This window comes from Vibrio sp. B1FIG11, from assembly GCF_905175335.1.
Lineage (GTDB): Bacteria > Pseudomonadota > Gammaproteobacteria > Enterobacterales > Vibrionaceae > Vibrio > Vibrio campbellii.
In genome coordinates, this window is sequence record NZ_HG992752.1 from 1,440,801 (window position 1) to 1,456,896 (window position 16,096).

Annotated in this window: 16 protein-coding genes and 1 pseudogene; 3 read left to right on the plus strand and 14 right to left on the minus strand. The window is 44.5% G+C overall.

Annotated elements, in window-relative coordinates; genetic code table 11:
* Positions 1–79 precede the first annotated feature (79 nt).
* Positions 80–235 (plus strand): DUF3012 domain-containing protein, encoded by a 156-nt coding sequence (locus KHO06_RS23070; RefSeq protein WP_005431817.1) that lies wholly within the window; start codon positions 80–82, stop codon positions 233–235.
* 84 nt (positions 236–319) lie between these two features.
* On the opposite strand, the gene KHO06_RS23075 is transcribed toward KHO06_RS23070, so the two are convergent.
* From KHO06_RS23075 to rbsD, 10 genes and pseudogenes are all read right to left on the minus strand, one after another.
* Positions 320–1,000, minus strand: a complete 681-nt coding sequence (locus KHO06_RS23075) for a Crp/Fnr family transcriptional regulator (protein WP_212582611.1) — start codon at positions 998–1,000, stop codon at positions 320–322.
* Between the two features lie 122 nt (positions 1,001–1,122).
* Positions 1,123–1,854, minus strand: a complete 732-nt coding sequence (locus tag KHO06_RS23080) for a nucleoside phosphorylase (RefSeq protein WP_212582612.1) — start codon at positions 1,852–1,854, stop codon at positions 1,123–1,125.
* A 4-nt stretch (positions 1,855–1,858) separates the two neighbouring features.
* Positions 1,859–2,596: a nicotinamide riboside transporter PnuC gene (pnuC, locus tag KHO06_RS23085; protein ID WP_005530599.1), complete on the minus strand. Its 738-nt coding sequence runs from the start codon at positions 2,594–2,596 to the stop codon at positions 1,859–1,861.
* A gap of 157 nt (positions 2,597–2,753) precedes the next feature.
* Positions 2,754–2,972, minus strand: coding sequence for a hypothetical protein (locus tag KHO06_RS23090; protein ID WP_043883456.1), 219 nt, complete (start codon positions 2,970–2,972; stop codon positions 2,754–2,756).
* 135 nt (positions 2,973–3,107) lie between these two features.
* Positions 3,108–4,114: pseudogene (locus KHO06_RS23095) on the minus strand (substrate-binding domain-containing protein).
* A gap of 17 nt (positions 4,115–4,131) precedes the next feature.
* Positions 4,132–5,049: a ribokinase gene (gene rbsK / locus KHO06_RS23100; protein WP_212582613.1), complete on the minus strand. Its 918-nt coding sequence runs from the start codon at positions 5,047–5,049 to the stop codon at positions 4,132–4,134.
* A gap of 203 nt (positions 5,050–5,252) precedes the next feature.
* Complete coding sequence (rbsB, locus tag KHO06_RS23105; protein ID WP_038888341.1) at positions 5,253–6,131, minus strand: ribose ABC transporter substrate-binding protein RbsB; 879 nt, start codon at positions 6,129–6,131, stop codon at positions 5,253–5,255.
* 91 nt (positions 6,132–6,222) lie between these two features.
* Positions 6,223–7,206, minus strand: coding sequence for a ribose ABC transporter permease (gene rbsC / locus KHO06_RS23110; protein WP_005431792.1), 984 nt, complete (start codon positions 7,204–7,206; stop codon positions 6,223–6,225).
* Positions 7,203–8,708 (minus strand): ribose ABC transporter ATP-binding protein RbsA, encoded by a 1,506-nt coding sequence (gene rbsA, locus KHO06_RS23115; protein ID WP_212582614.1) that lies wholly within the window; start codon positions 8,706–8,708, stop codon positions 7,203–7,205. The genes rbsC and rbsA overlap by 4 nt, the downstream gene beginning before the upstream one ends.
* Before the next feature lie 24 nt (positions 8,709–8,732).
* On the minus strand, positions 8,733–9,152 hold the full coding sequence (rbsD, locus tag KHO06_RS23120) for a D-ribose pyranase (protein WP_212582615.1): 420 nt from the start codon (positions 9,150–9,152) through the stop codon (positions 8,733–8,735).
* A gap of 540 nt (positions 9,153–9,692) precedes the next feature.
* Between rbsD and KHO06_RS23125 the strand changes: the two genes are divergently transcribed.
* Positions 9,693–12,029: an EAL domain-containing protein gene (locus tag KHO06_RS23125; protein WP_045458527.1), complete on the plus strand. Its 2,337-nt coding sequence runs from the start codon at positions 9,693–9,695 to the stop codon at positions 12,027–12,029.
* A gap of 92 nt (positions 12,030–12,121) precedes the next feature.
* Here the strand turns inward: KHO06_RS23125 and KHO06_RS23130 are convergent, their stop codons facing one another.
* From KHO06_RS23130 to KHO06_RS23145, 4 genes are all read right to left on the minus strand, one after another.
* Positions 12,122–12,877: a 5'-methylthioadenosine/adenosylhomocysteine nucleosidase gene (locus tag KHO06_RS23130; RefSeq protein WP_005431866.1), complete on the minus strand. Its 756-nt coding sequence runs from the start codon at positions 12,875–12,877 to the stop codon at positions 12,122–12,124.
* Between the two features lie 136 nt (positions 12,878–13,013).
* Positions 13,014–13,187 carry a hypothetical protein gene (locus tag KHO06_RS23135; RefSeq protein ID WP_005431864.1) on the minus strand — a complete coding sequence of 58 codons (174 nt, stop codon included), beginning with the start codon at positions 13,185–13,187 and terminating at the stop codon, positions 13,014–13,016.
* Positions 13,188–13,235: 48 nt separating this feature from the next.
* On the minus strand, positions 13,236–13,934 hold the full coding sequence (locus KHO06_RS23140) for an aspartate/glutamate racemase family protein (RefSeq protein ID WP_212582616.1): 699 nt from the start codon (positions 13,932–13,934) through the stop codon (positions 13,236–13,238).
* Positions 13,935–14,103: 169 nt separating this feature from the next.
* A complete protein-coding gene (locus KHO06_RS23145) occupies positions 14,104–14,541 on the minus strand; it encodes an NUDIX domain-containing protein (RefSeq protein WP_212582617.1) in 438 nt (145 codons plus the stop codon).
* Positions 14,542–15,115: 574 nt separating this feature from the next.
* Here KHO06_RS23145 and KHO06_RS23150 point away from each other — a divergent pair.
* Complete coding sequence (locus KHO06_RS23150; protein ID WP_038888350.1) at positions 15,116–15,757, plus strand: murein L,D-transpeptidase catalytic domain family protein; 642 nt, start codon at positions 15,116–15,118, stop codon at positions 15,755–15,757.
* The last annotated feature ends 339 nt before the right edge of the window (positions 15,758–16,096 follow it).

Sequence of the window (16,096 nt, forward strand, 5' to 3'; positions counted from 1 at the left end):
CAAAGTTGTCATTTTGATATTTATCAGCTCAGTGAATGTTTATACTAGGTTTAAATGACTCACTAGAAAGGACTAGATAATGAAGAAGTTAGCATTGGTTTTATTTGTCGCTGCACAATTGATGGCTTGTACTGAAGTTGGTAGTGAAGCATGGTGTAACGACATGAAAGAAAAGCCAAAAGGCGAATGGACAGCAAACGAAGCGTCTGACTTTGCTAAGCACTGCGTTTTCTAATTCAGAAGTAAGCGCTTATCGCTCTAAGCAAAAAGTGCTCATGATGACCCACAACATTGTATTTCGGAATTCAAACGTTGTGGGTTATTCGTAGGCATCAAGAAATGTTTTTAGTACCGTTTCATCAACAATCTCAAGCCCCTGCTCGCCTTTTCTGATCAAACCTTTGTCCATCAGATCTTTTACCGCTCGACGATAAACGCGTCCTGACGTGCCAAATCTTTCCGCTTCTTGGTTTACCTTGTCAAACCCACCCAGCAAGGTGTTGGTCTGCTTTTGTACGAGCAAGTCATAAGCAATGTTGTAAGTAATTGGGTGTAACAAGCGATTGGTATAGATATCCATTGAATCTTGATAATCCTCCGCCAAAGCAGAAGCAAAGAAAAACATCATGTCAGGTTGCTGGTGCAGTGCCTCAGTCAGTTTTTGGATACAGATAATATCCACTTGCATATGTTCATCTGCGACCACGTTCCATTGGCAAGGCGTTTGCGTGAAGTACTCCATTTCACCATAGATATGATAGTCGCAATTGGCTTCACCTAACTGGAACCGGCGACCGTTGGCTGCAATGATACTCATCGAAACTCGCCCTACTGGCACCACATACAGATATTGAAGCTGCTCACCTTGGCGAAGGACCTCTTCACCAGAGTCGAAGTATCGGCTGCCGATTTGGCATTGATAGATTAAGTCGCGAAACTCAGCACTTTTCTGTTCTAAAAAGCTTTTGAAACGTCCGGTTGGGTAAGGGCTGATTTTCACGTGAGTTTCTCTTTAATGACAACAATCTCAAATAGATTGTACTCGCTAGAATCGTTTGATGACAGCCAATAAAAAAGCGACACCAAAGTGCCGCTTCAAAAATTAACTAAGCTGTGATCCAGTTAACTTTGTGCAATTAAGGCTTCAAGAGCAGCGTAAGACGCTAAACGCTCCCCTTCCATCATCACTTGCGCTTCATCTACGTACTGCCCTACGCCTTCCTTAACATCTTGTTTATACAGGACGACATTGTTCAAGATAGAAGCAACGTTTAGACCACGCAGGCGACCGACGGTAAAAAGCGCCGAGGTTTCCATATCCGCGCCTAGGATGCCTTTCTTGTTCCAGTATTCGCAAATCGCCTCTTCGTCGTCGGTATAGAAGCTGTCGTGGGAGCGAACTACACCTAAATGATAGCGCGCTTCTTTTTCGGCTAAATAGCTGTCCAGCGCTTTCAGTAACGAAAAGCTTGCGTAAGCCGGATACGAAGAGCGAACGTATGCTTTCGAGCCACCTTCGTCTCTGACGGCGCCTTCAGCCACTATCAACTCACCGAGTTGAATGCCTTTTTGCATCGCACCAGCCGATCCCACACGAATCACGTCTGTCACACCACACTGTTTTAGCTCTTCCACCGCAATGATCATCGAAGGAGCGCCTATACCTGTACTGCATACTGAGATTTGCTGACCTTGGTATGTGCCAGTGAACACTCGATACTCACGGTTCTCAGAGACCAATTCTGCGTTATCAAACAACGCGGCAATACGGTTTGCTCGATCTGGTTCTCCACAGACGATCACTCGAGGCGCTATTTGGGTGCTGTCTACGCCAATATGAGGTTGTTTCATCATTGGCTTAACCTTGTGCTGTCGCTTGAGTTAGGGTCTTCTCACCATTGCGTTTCGCACTACGTGCCCACTCTCTAGTGCCATTTGCTGCGATGAACATGAGAATCGCGTATTGAACCGACATTGCGTACACGCCTTGTGTTGCGTAAATACCAACGCTGATGATGTTGATTACGACCCAAAGAATCCAGTTCTCAACGTACTTACGTGTCATCAAGATTTGCGCCACGATAGATAAAACGGTCATGGTTGCATCCCAGAATGGGAAAGCATCTGGCTCCAACACGGGTTCAGACAAACCTGCACCGAACACATTTAACGTATCAACGGCAATGTTAGCTAACGCAAAAAAGAATGGATCGATATAGATGGTTAATAGGGCAATCGCAACAATGCTTACAGAACCTGTCGCGATCAGCTTCTGTTTGCTTAACCAGCGTACCTCTAATGTCTCACCTTGTGCATTTGGTCTTGTCCAAGCGTACCAACCATAAATATTGGCGCAGAAGAAGAACAATTGAAGCAGAAGCAATCCGTAAAGCTGAATCTGGAAAAAGATAACGGCGAAAAGTGTTACATTCAGCAAACCGAACAAATAGTTAATGGTTTTTTCTTGGCTCGCAAACCAAATACAAAGCAGACCGAAAACCGTACCAAAGGCTTCGATCCAACTCATTGCGTAGCCATCACCAATAGGAATGTTTACGAGGGTATTGTTGATGTCTAACAGGGCAAATAGGTCCATGAAGATGTCCTTTATTATTGTGCTTGGGATGCGCTCATCTTATGGTGTCGCAGCAAACAAAAAGGAGGACATTTGTCCTCCCTTCGATGTACCCGATCATAAATCAGATCAATACTTGCTTTAAAGTGCCCAGTTTTATTCGCCACGCTTTAGCGGTTTAAGACTCAAACCCCGAGTAACGTTTCTTGAACGCAGATGCTGAAGCAAATAATAATGTTGCGAGTAGCGTTACAACAAAACCTATCGAGAATTCAAAAGCTTCATTCACTAATAGCTGGTAGCAACTTAACAAGAAAATAAACGCAACCACAGTGACGTTCATTCGATGAAACCATGGGTGCTTCACCGAGAACTTCGCGTATCCCTTTGACAACATATTGCTAATCCACCGATCAAATAATTAACATTTGTATTTATAATGAATGTTGATACTAAGGTGTTAATGGGTAAAGAGAAATCATTGATTACTAATTTCTAGCAAAACATCACATGTGCAACTGTAGTCTATTGACTAAATTAAAAGCCTTACGCTGTTTCTCTCCACCAATGTCGGCTCTAATTGCACAACCTGAGCTTCATCAGACTTCTCGTCCAATTTGCGTAACAGTGTCTCTACTGCGGCTTGTCCAAGGCGGTATTTGGGCTGATGAATCGTGGTAAGCGAAGGCGACATAAACTTCGCAATATGAATATCATCGTAACCTATGATAGAAAGCTGTTCTGGAATTTGAATACCGAGTTCATTAGCTGCATTGATAACGCCCATCGCCATCATGTCATTTGAGACAAAGATCGAGCTAGGTAGCGGGCCACGTTCCACCATTTCTTGAAGGCTTGATAACCACCCTCACATTCGAAATCAGATTCAACAATCCAGTTTGCATTGAACTCAAGTTCTGCTTCGAGCATCGCGCGTTTGTAGCCTTCATAACGCATCTGCGCTTGGTGCTTAATTAATGGGCCGGTGATACAGCCTACCTCTTTGTGGCCGCAGTCGATAAGGTATTTCGCTGCCAGATAACCACCACGAAGTGAGTTGTCTTGAATCTTATCGCTGGTGAACAACATAGGACCCCAGTCCATCACTACAACCGGAATATCAGGGTAACGTTCGAAGACATCAATACGCTCCCCTTCTAACGATGAACACATCAAAATCAGGCCATCAACGCGCTTTTGCAACAACGTATTGATAGATTCACGCATTCGCTCGTTATCGCCTTCAGTGTTGCACAGAATCAGGCTGTAGCCTTTATGGTAGCAACTGCGCTCAACACCTTTTACGACTTCACCAAAGAATGGGTTGGTTGAGGTAGTCACCAGCATACCAATGGTTTTAGTGCGATTTACTTTGAGGCTACGTGCCAAAGCAGACGGCGCGTAGTAATTGAGCTCTTTGGCAGCGTTGTTGACTCGTTCCGAGATCTCTTCACTGACAAAGCGAGTTTTGTTAATAACATGGCTCACAGTTGAGGTGGAAACCCCTGCCAGTTTTGCGATGTCCTTCATCGTTGCCATGCTATCTCTCCTTTTGATTATTGTTGTTCAAGGAACTCCTCAACCTCTTTACGGGTTGGAATGGAGGTTTGCGCACCAAAGCGAGTTACTGAGATCGCAGCTGCTGCGTGGGCAAACTTAATCGCTGATTCTAAAGGTAAGTCTTCCAATAAACCAGTGACTAATGCCCCATTAAACGTATCGCCCGCCGCAGTGGTATCTGTTGCTTCTACGCGGAAGCCAGGAATGATTTCACCGCGACCATTTTGACTCAACCACACCCCTTTCGCACCGAGCGTGATCATGACGATTTCAATGCCTTTCGAATGCAGGATGTTTGCCGCTTCTTGTGCGCTATCATCGTCTGTTACCGTCACGCCTGTGAGTACTTCCGCTTCTGTTTCGTTTGGTGTAATCACATCGATGCAAGACAGTAATCCATCTGACAGTTCGCGAGCTGGTGCTGGGTTTAGAATCACGTTGGTTTTGGCATCTTTCGCGATTCTCGCTGCTTTCTCGATGCCGCACATTGGCGTTTCTAGTTGCATCAATAAGTAATCTGCCTGACGAATGCTCTCTAGGTCAGGCTCAATCGCTTCTGCGGTAAGTTTTGCGTTCGCTTCTGCGGAGATACAAATGCTGTTCTCACCACTGTCCGCCACCTGAATCATGGCAATGCCTGTTGGGCAGTTTGGCTGCATCTTCACACCAGTGATATCGATGCCATCCATTTTGAAGTTCTCACGAATGTTGATGCCGAACGAATCATCACCAACACACGCAATAAAACCGATGTCTGCGTTTAATCGAGCTGCCGCCACAGCTTGGTTGGCACCCTTGCCACCTGGGATAACTTGATAGTTGCGACCATGCAGCGTCTCGCCTGGACGAGGGAAAGAAGGCACTTGAAGAACATGGTCAGCGTTTACACTACCTAACACCACTAACTTATTCATACGGTTATCCTCGGTTCTGAATGAACCCTTTATATTTGAACAGGAGTAATAGGTTTACGCTCTTTGAAAAAGCGTAAGCGTATTACGATTCAACGAGATTTCATTTTCTAACGTACCGCTTTCGTTGTTTGGAATGACCCAACACATTCATTGGGTCATTCCGTTACTTCAGCAAAGAAGAATCATTGAGTCGGGCGTTAAACTTACTTAGTCACGACTTTAAGCGGAACAGGAATGTACTCCTCAACCTTCTCGCCTTTCAATACTTTCGCTGCAGTTTCTACACCCAACGCACCAATAAGATCTGGTTGCTGTGCGATAGTTGCTGCGAGCTTGCCACGGTTAACAGCAGCAATGCCGTCGTCAGTACCGTCAAAGCCAACGATAAGTACGTCTTTACCTGATGCTTGTACTGCACGAAGCGCACCCAATGCCATTTCATCATTTTGAGCAAATACCGCTTGTACGTCTGGGTTCGCTGCAAGCAAGTTTTCCATTACGTTCAGACCTTTAGTACGGTCAAAATCAGCAGGTTGGCTTGCTAGTAGCTCCATGTTGCTGCCCTTCACTGCTGTCATGAAGCCTTCACCACGCTCACGCGCTGCAGACGTACCTGCGATACCTTCTAGTTGGATGACTTTCGCTTTCTCGCCTACTTTTTCCATGATGTAGTGACCCGCCATTTCACCACCAACTACGTTGTCAGAAGCGATGTGGCTCACTACTTCGCCACGGCTCGCGCCACGGTCAAGTGTCAACACGGGGATCTTAGAACGGTTCGCCATGCGAATCGCGTTTGACACAGCGTCTGAATCTGTTGGGTTAATCAGAATCGCCTTTACGCCACGAATCGTCAGGTCTTCGATGTTTGATAGTTCTTTACTCGGGTCATTTTGCGAGTCCAGTACAATCAAGTCGTATCCCAGTTCTTTCGCTTTCGCTTCTGCGCCGTCTTTCATCGTTACGAAGAACGGGTTATTTAGCGTAGAAACTACAATCGCCATGGTATCTTGAGCTTGCGCCGCTACCGATACGGTTGAAGAAAGAAGAGCAGCAGAGATAAGAGTTGCGAGTTTTTTCATCGTTCTAGTCCTTTGTGTAGGGTGAGCCAGCACACGTCCTCTGGCTCGGTTTGTATTCAGGATTTAGCTTTATTGTATTAGTTGTTATGGATTACTTGTTTTTGTTGTCTACCAGTACTGCTAGCAAAATAACCACTGCTTTCGCAATCATTTGGTAGTAGGAAGAAACATCGAGTAGGTTCAGCGCGTTGTTTAGGAAGCCGATGATCAGAGCACCAATCAAGGTACCCATGATGCGACCTTTACCGCCCATCAAGCTGGTACCGCCAAGAACAACCGCCGCGATAGCATCTAGCTCGTAGCCCATACCTGCTGTTGGCTGCGCCGAAGACAGGCGAGACGTCACGATGATGCCTGCAAGCGCTGCCAACATACCGCAGATGGCGTATACACCGATTTTCACACGGTCAACATTGATACCAGAAAGGCGCGTTGCTGATTCGTTGCCACCAAGTGCGTACACGTAGCGACCAAAGCGAGTATGGTTCAGCAGATACCAAGCTGCAGCAAAGACAATCACCATCAACCAAACAGGAACTGGGATACCAAGAGCGTAACCTGTACCGAACCATGCAAATGCGTCTGCTGTGTCAGTAAAGCCCGTAGAGATAGGACGACCGTCTGTGTAAACCATGGTTACGCCGCGTAGTAACGTCATGGTAACCAGCGTTGCGATAAAGGCTTGAACCTTACCTTTGGCAATAATGATACCGCTGATCGCTCCTAGAGCTGCACCAGCGAACAATGCTGTTGGAACCGCGATAAGCACTGGCACTTCTAGTGCAATCATGCTCGCCGCGAAGGCACCACATAGTGCAAGTACAGAACCTACGCTTAGGTCGATGCCAGCAGTTAAAATAACCAGCGTCATACCAACTGCAATGATCGCGTTAACTGAGGTTTGACGAAGAATATTAAGAATGTTGTCTACCGTAAAAAAGTTCGGGTTCAAAAATGACACAACAACAATCAAGAAAATCAATGCGATCAGTGACTTTTGCTCAATCAGCCATTCTTTGGTGAACAGCTTCTTGCTGCCCGTTTCGTTTGGTTTGCTCATGGTATTAGTACTCATGCTGCTTCCTCATTGATCTTCTTGCCTACGGCACAAGCGAGTAGTGTTTCTTGGTCGGCGTCTTTCGCATCAAATTCGCCAGTAATTCGACCCTCATGCATTACCATGATGCGGTCACTCATGCCTAGCACTTCTGGCATCTCAGATGAAACCAAGATGATGCTCATGCCGTCGGCTTTAAATTTGTTGATTAGCTGATAGATTTCTTTCTTCGCGCCTACGTCAACGCCGCGAGTTGGCTCATCTAGAATCAGAACTTTAGGTTTGGTCATCAACCCTTTTGCGATGGCCACTTTCTGCTGGTTACCACCAGAAAGGTTGCCAATGATTTGGTCTCGGGTTGGCGTTTTGATGTTGAAAAGCTTGATGAAGTCCTGCACCGCTACCACTTCTTCGCCATGTTGGATTTGGAAGCCTTTGGTGAGCTTATCCAACGCACACAAAGACATGTTCTCTTTCACGGATAACCCCAGCACCAAGCCATCGCCTTTACGGTCTTCAGAGATATAAGCAATACCGTTTGCCAAGCCATCTTGTGGGCTAACCGGGTTAATGGTCTTGTTGTCTAAATTGATGACGCCACGCTCACTTGGTAGCGCGCCGTAAATCACTTTCATCAACTCAGTACGACCTGCGCCCATCAAGCCCGATACACCAAGGATTTCTCCGCGTTGAAGGGTGAAGTTGATGTCGTGAACACCAGAACCAGTCAAGCCAATCACTTCAAGGCAAACATCGCCGTGCTTCACATCGATACGCGGGTATTGCTCTTCCAACTTACGACCAACCATCATCTCGATGAGTCCGTCTTCGTTGGTGTCTTTAACCTCGCACTCGCCGATGAACTTACCATCACGTAGCACAGTAATGTCATCACAGATTTCGAAGATTTCTTTCAGGCGGTGTGAGATATAGACGATGCCGCAACCTTGGTCGCGAAGCTCGTTGATCACTTTAAACAGCGATTCCGTCTCTTTGTCGGTTAGTGCATCGGTTGGCTCATCCATGATGATGACTTTGGATTCGAAAGACAGCGCTTTGGCAATCTCCACCATTTGCTGCTCACCAAGACTTAAATCACCAAGCAATGTTTTTGAAGAGTGCTTTACATTAAGGCGCTGAAGCAATTTGTCTGCTTCTTCGTACATCTTGCTCCACTGAATACGCCCCATCGTGCCAGTAAATTCACGACCCAAATAGATGTTTTCAGCAATCGTCAGCTCCGGGATCAAGTTCAATTCTTGGTGAATAATACTGATGCCTGCTTCTTGAGAGTCACGCGGACCTTTAAACGCGGCTGGCTGACCTTGATATTTAATGCTTCCTGCATCCATGTGGTAGATGCCCGTTAGCACTTTCATCAAGGTCGACTTACCTGCCCCGTTCTCGCCCATCAACGCCATCACACGACCCGGGTAGACATTAAGGCTGGCTTTATCCAGCGCCTTAACGCCCGGGAAGGCTTTCTCGATGTCGCTGAGTTGTAGAATGGCTTGAGTCATAATTTGTCCTCAATTAGTTGTGGCTTAAAACACCACGCCAGCTTGGAAAATTACGTTCGCATACGGTGTGCACTCGCCTGTTCTAACGACAGCGCGGCTTTGTTCTGTGCGAGCTTTAAAAGCTTCATGCGACACATAGTTAATCGCGATCTGCTTACCCGTTAGCTCGCTTTCTTTTGCTAGCTCAGTGATCAGCGCATCATGGTGAACAGGGCTAACTTTTGCGAATTCTTCAGCAATGATGACCCCTTCAATTTGGGACTCAGACAGAATCACGCGAACGGTATCAAGGAAACCAGGAACGCCATGAGTCAACGCTAAATCAATGCGTTGAACATGGTCAGGGATTGGCAAGCCCGCGTCACAAATGGTGATTTCATCGGTATGACCCAACGTCGCCACCAAGTAAGAAATTTCTGAGTTAATTAGGGTACTTTTTTTCATCTCATCGACCTTTCGGTTACACGTTCATACAACAGTGAGTGTGTCTTTTGGATTGATTTCTATATTGACAAAACACTCATCGAAACGTTTCGATGCAATAATAGAACGCCAAAAAGAATTGACCAGTCACAGATCGATAAGGTGTGAGAATGATCCGTAATTGAGTGCTAACTGATTAAGAAAAAGATATTGAGGTCACACTTCACTATCGAAACGTTTCGATGGCATTTTTACACGAGGAAAAATTATCTTTCCGTTCGTTATCAATCTGAATTCATAAACCGAACAAATTAGTTAGCGTGTTTTCAACTGGAACAATCTGTTCAAATTATGAGACGGTGGTACCTATGAACATGAAAAAACCTCACACGACATCACAAATATCGGAAACCTCACTGACTTTCGAAAAACACACCCTTACAATTTCCTCGAATACAAGGAAAGTATCATCATCCGTTCGATACCTTAGGTGAGAACCAACTGGTAAAAACCATTAGGTTAGAAGCGTTTGTAAGGACACAAACGGAAAGTAAGAAATACATGAAATTAAGCAACAGAGTCGTTTTGCTTGTCGCCCCTGTCATTCTAATTAGCGCGCTGGTGTCGAGTTACATCATCTATAGCATTCAAAAAGTCACGCTAATCAAAAGGGAAGACAGCTATATCCAGCTACAAATGGAAAAGCTAGCTGGTCAGTTTCGCCAAGCCAATATTTTTCTTAACAGCTATGCCTACACCTTGAGTAAAAGCGAGGTGCTGCAAGATTATTTTGTGAATCATGATAACCGCTATCGTGAGAGGCAACTGTTCAAACGTTTGGATGAAACCGTCGAGGTACTCAGTCACGGGTATCGAGGGGATGCAAACATGGCGATCCTCGACGGTAGGCAAGACCTTCTCTACTACACCGAAAATCAATATTACGAATCAAACGGTCGAGTCGACCCCAAGATCCTTGAGTATGTCGACAAAAGCTTTAAAACCAATGGAGACGTAAGCCATACCGGTTTTATTTACAACAGCAGCGGACAGAGCATTCTATTGCAATACGAGCTGTTTGATAAACGTACCGGAGAGCACCCTTTAAGCTTCGACCCACAAAATGTTTTCTTTGTTATCGTGTCTGTCTCACTCGAAGCGTTTAATGACATCAAGCATGAGATTGAGTTTGATACGCACAGCGTGATTACGTTTTCAGAAAAGCCGATTATCTTAGATATTCCCCTTGCTCAAACCATCCAGTTTCTGCCTCACTTCTATGCCATTTTATCGCCAGCAGAATATCTGATGTGGAATAAGGTCGATAAGGTCTGGTTAGAGCTGGCATTGTCGTTTGGTATCGCATCTTTTTGTACCATTACTTTGATTGTCTTAGTCCTGTACCGCTATGTTCTGAGTCCAGTCTCTAGGCTAGACAAACAGCTGAGAGAAATCGAAGCCAACAAACGCACTAATATTGAAAAGCTCGATACTGATGATGAGATTGGGCGCCTTTCTTCCCGCTTCTTTGATATGTACGAAGAGCTGAACAACGTCTACCACAAAACTAAGCGTTTAGCGGAAACTGATCACTTAACTCAACTGGCTAATCGCCACCGCTTCCATGAGCTTGCAAGCCAAGAGCTGGCAGAACCCTCAGAGCAGCTTTGGGTGATTTATATCGACCTAGATAACTTTAAATACGTCAACGACAAATACGGTCACGAACTGGGTGACAAGTTATTGCAGGTCTTCTCCAAACACATCCGAAATGCGTGCCAGAAGTTCACTCAGCAGTACAATAGCCCATGTTTCGGGGCACGTTTATCCGGTGATGAATTTGCAATCCTACTCAGCTCAAATCAAGAAAACAGCGAATTGCCCGATCTGTTTGCCGCGGAGTTGCTCAAGCCAATTAATAACTTAACTCAGTCAGCAAAAAACTCGTTTCCGGTGACAGCCAGCGTGGGTATCGCTCAATATCCAAGAGATGGTGGTGATATCGCTAAGCTCTTGTCTAGTGCAGACGCGGCAATGTACCAAGCTAAGCGCGCGGGTAAAAACCAATACGCTTACTACTCTGCAGCGCTCAATATCGAGGCTCAACGTCGTAGCCAAATTGAACGCGCATTGCGCAAGGCCAACGTTGAAGAAGAGTTTCATCTTGTTTTCCAACCATACATGAATAGTAATGCCAACGAGATAGAAGGCTTGGAAGTCCTATTACGTTGGGAAGCAGAAGGGATCGGCTCAGTACCACCAAACGAGTTCATCCCTATTGCTGAACAAACTGGTTTGTTCGAAAAGATTGACCGCTGGGTATTCGCGAATGCTATGGCAGAATACCATCAGCTGAAAAGCATCTTTGGGAAAGACATTATTTTGTCTATCAACCTATCGTCTGCGGAACTGAACTCGCTGTCGATGGCAGAATTCATCCATGAAAAAGCCACACAGAATGGTGTGCCTACGCGCTGTATTGAGCTAGAAATTACCGAAACTTTCGCGTCTGACAAGCAAGGTACTGCCCTACTCGATGAGTTATCGAAGCTGGGTTACAAACTGGCAATAGACGACTTTGGATCTGGTTATACTTCTTTGACACAACTAGTGCAGTACCCAGTACAGAAAATCAAATTTGACCGAGAGTTCTTGTTGACCTTAATGAACACCGATAATGGTCATGTCATTAAACCAATTATAGAGCTGTGCCACGCACAGAATAAGAAAGTGACGGCAGAAGGCATTGAGCATAACGTCATGCACGAATGGCTTTCATCTTACCGCTGTGACTTTATGCAGGGTTATTTATTTGGTAAGCCGATGAACAAACAACAGCTCGGCCATTGGTGGAAGTCCGCTAATGATCAGCCATTTAAAAGCACACATATCGCTTAGTAGGTAAAACATACCGCAAACGAAAAGCAGCGCGCTAAGTGCTGCTTTTCGACCTATTGCGGCTAGTAAAAGCTTACCTGACCTATTTTCAATTACATGCGTTTCAGCATATTCAGTGTAATGTTTGCAGAGTTATCTGCGGTAGCTTTCTTCAGATCTGAGTACACAACATCTGCTGAGCCATCCGCTTTATCAGAGATAGTGCGAATCACCACGTAAGGTACATTGAAAGCGTCTGCGACTTGGCCTAGTGCTGCGCCTTCCATTTCTACCGCCATCGCGTTGTATTCTTGGTAAATGCCGGTTACCTTCACTTTGCTCGCGATGAACTGGTCACCTGATGCGATTATGCCTCGATAAACACTTTCTTTCCCAAGTGTGTCAACCGCGGCATCGAACGCATACTTTTGCAGTGTTTTATCAGCGTAGAAGTAGCGCTCTTCATAATCAGGCAGCAAGCCTTTCGGCATGTTAAATGCTGTCAGGTCCACATCGTGTTGCACCAAACGCGTAGAAACGACCACGTCTAGCGGATCCAATTTCGGGTCACTTGCACCAGCAATGCCCGTGAAAATCAGTTGGTCCACACCGAAAGATTCAATCAGAAGGGTTGTCGTCATCGCTGCATTGACTTTACCTACGCCAGATTTTGTCACGACAACGGTTTTACCCTCTAACTCACCCGTGTAAAAGCGATGGCTACCAATTTTTTTTACTTGTTGGTTTTGGATTTTTGGCAATAGCGCTTCAACTTCGACATCCATCGCACCGACAATGCCGATGGTCGAGCCTGCAACGGAAGGCAGTGAGTACGCAGCAAGCATTAGAGCAAGAGATTTCTTCAACATAGGAATCCTGAAATGTAATACGTGTCACCAAAGTGTGACGCGACGCAGATTATACAACACATCCCAAATCGAGCAATCGTTTGCATTAACCAGAGCGTACTGATTGGCTAAGAAATTCTCAATTAATGAGAAAGACTTAGCCATTTTTGGTTTTCATTGAAGAAGCGACACGCTCTTTTGCGCTAACGGTTGGCATAAAATAGTCACAAGCTGGACGTTTTGCATCAGTTGGATGCCCCCATGCACCGCAAATATCAGCGCTATGTTTTTGACGAGTAAACTGGCGGCATTGCCCGCATCGATAGTTCATCACTCTTCCTTGAGCTCGTTGATCTGATTAAGCCTGTTAAGCGAAGTCTCACTTTGAGTCGAGAGCTTTTTCTACCGCTGCTTTCGCGTGGATTTCCGTTGTGTCATAAAGCTTGACGTCAGTGTGGTGAGGTTCAACTAACATCGCTATTTCAGTACAACCTAGAATGACGGCTTCAGCCCCCTGTTCCACCAGTTTCTCAATAATCGCAAGGTAGTGTTGGCGCGAATCATCGCGCACTTCGCCTTTACACAGTTCGTTGTAGATAACGTTATGAATAATCGTCTGGTCATCTGACCCCGGAACGACAACATCAACACCAAATTTATCGATAAGTCGCTGCTTATAGAAGTCTTGCTCCATGGTAAAGCGCGTACCAAGCAAACCAACCTTCTTAATGCCATCCGCCACCAGCTTCTCTGCGGTCGTGTCGGCAATATGAACAAGCGGTACATTGACAGCCTGCTGAATTTGGTCTGCGACTTTGTGCATCGTATTCGTACAAATCAAAATAAAATCTGCACCGCCCGCTTCCACTGATTTTGCAGCCTGCGCGAGAATGATTGCAGTATCATCCCAACGACCTTGGTGTTGCAACGTTTCAATTTCGGCGAAATCGACACTGTACAGACAGACTTTTCCGGAATGTAAGCCGCCTAAGCGAGCTTTCACTTCACGGTTTATGATTTGGTAATAGTGCGCGGTGGACTCCCATGACATGCCGCCAATCAAGCCTATCGTTTTCATTTTCTTCCTTGTTTATTTAGCTTTTGTTCAGCTTTTGCAGAAACTAACATAACTTGCTGAAAGAAAAGTTTATTCTGGTCAACATTTTATAATTTACTTAATTTCTTCTTCAGCAACGTTTCATTTCTAATATGACTTCCGTTTTATTTTTAAATTAAAAATATTATAACTATCCACAAATATTATTTATTGAGCACCCATTATTAAATACCGATTTTAATACACTCTGTAATCTTTGATATTCACTTAAGGCGATGCGATCCACTTCCGTAGCAACAGGCGCATTTATTATTGGATACCAATTGACAGACTCTGCTTCTAAGCTCTGAATATCGCCCACCCAATCAGTGACTACATAGTAATGAAGCAATTGAAGCTCTGTGGTTGGATGATATAAAGAACACAAATACCCGAACCTTTGCGGTTTGATATTTAACTCCTCGTCTAGCTCTCTAAGCAATGTCATTGGTTGGCTTTCACCTTTCTCCATATGCCCACCAGGTATTGCAATCATACCTGGGTCAGAGTCCTTATCCTTCGATCGTGTTTCTAATAACACTTGATCACCCTTAACTAGGATAAATGATACACACTCATGAACTTCCATCTTCAATGCCTTCTGCTAACGGTTTTATAGCACGCTAACACAAAAAGTTTGGATGATGTGAATGGTGAACACGAATAACTTGACGATATACAACAATCTAGCTGGCCGTTTGGTTGAATATGCTCAGCAATCCATAGTCGCTATCAATACATTAACCTTTATTCAGTCATGATTTGTTACGACTAGGATCACAGTCTAAAAAATTTTTGTCGAATGCCCAGTTAGAAATAAGTCCATTGAATTAAAACAACATTTTTATTCAAACTATAATTAAACGATGTTTTATTAAATATCCTGCTCAGTAAATGTTGGTAAACGCAGTTTTATTAATTAGCCAAATCAGCTAGTATTTGTTCTGAAGATTTTTAAAGTCATCGATTAACCTCTCAATGTTGATTAAATTCAGCCAGTTAGTTGGATTATCTTTACTAAATACAAAGTATATTTGAGTAATAGGTGTCACTACGCATAATAGGCAACATTGAGAATAGAATTAAATTGATGTACATGCTGTATTAGTGACTGCACGAAGCAATCACTAAATTTGTTGCACCAAGAGTTTTATTTAGTACAAATGAAAAAGCTATTATTATTATTGATATGGACATCGTTGGCAGTTTCTCCTTTTGCCTTTGCTCATCATTCAGGTAAAGCGACGGAAACGAAAGCCACTAAACAACTTGTTGAAAAGACATATAAAGAAGCCAAGTTGGAAGGCGTCATTGACTTCAGTTTATTCAATGATGCGTTCTTAGCTTATAAGAAAACCTCAGATCGCAAAAAGCCACTTTTGACCATCATCGATTACAGTAAACCATCTACTGAAAAACGCTTTTATGTGGTCGATTTGGACAAGAAGAAGCTCATTTTTAACACTTATGTCTCTCACGGCGTAAACAGCGGCAAGAAGACTGCAACGAAGTTCTCTAATGTTGTGAACTCTCGTAAGACTTCCCTGGGAACATTTTTAACCGATACCACATACTATGGTTCTAACGGTTATTCGCTTCGCTTGGATGGACTGACATCAGGGGTGAACGATAAAGCACGAGAACGTTACATCGTGGTTCATGGTGCGGACTACGCGAACCCTTCTTTTATTAAGAAGAATGGTTATCTTGGTCGCAGTTGGGGTTGCCCCGCTCTGCCACAGAAGCTATCACGAGAAATCATCGACACTATTAAAGGTGGCAGTGTTATCTATGCTAGCGCTTAAGGTTTCTTGACCTAATGTTGAAAAGGGAGCGGATACGCTCCCTTTTTTAATGCGACAAAAAACTGTTCATCCTTTCAGCAAGTCGTTAGTATACGCAAGCGCCACCTTCAGGCAGCAAACGAATATCGATTCCATAGTGTTTTAGGGTTAGTTTTGGTTCACGTATTTCGCCTTTTGCTTTTGTTATCACTCACCCTGTTTTCAGGGCAAATACTTGCAACGCAAAATCAGCAATTCTCAATAGCCCATTACTCATATTCAGAAAAGCTCCATAAGCTAACCCAACACGATTATCACGCAATAAAAGCGCCTTATCGTGCTCGGAATAGTCGTGAATCT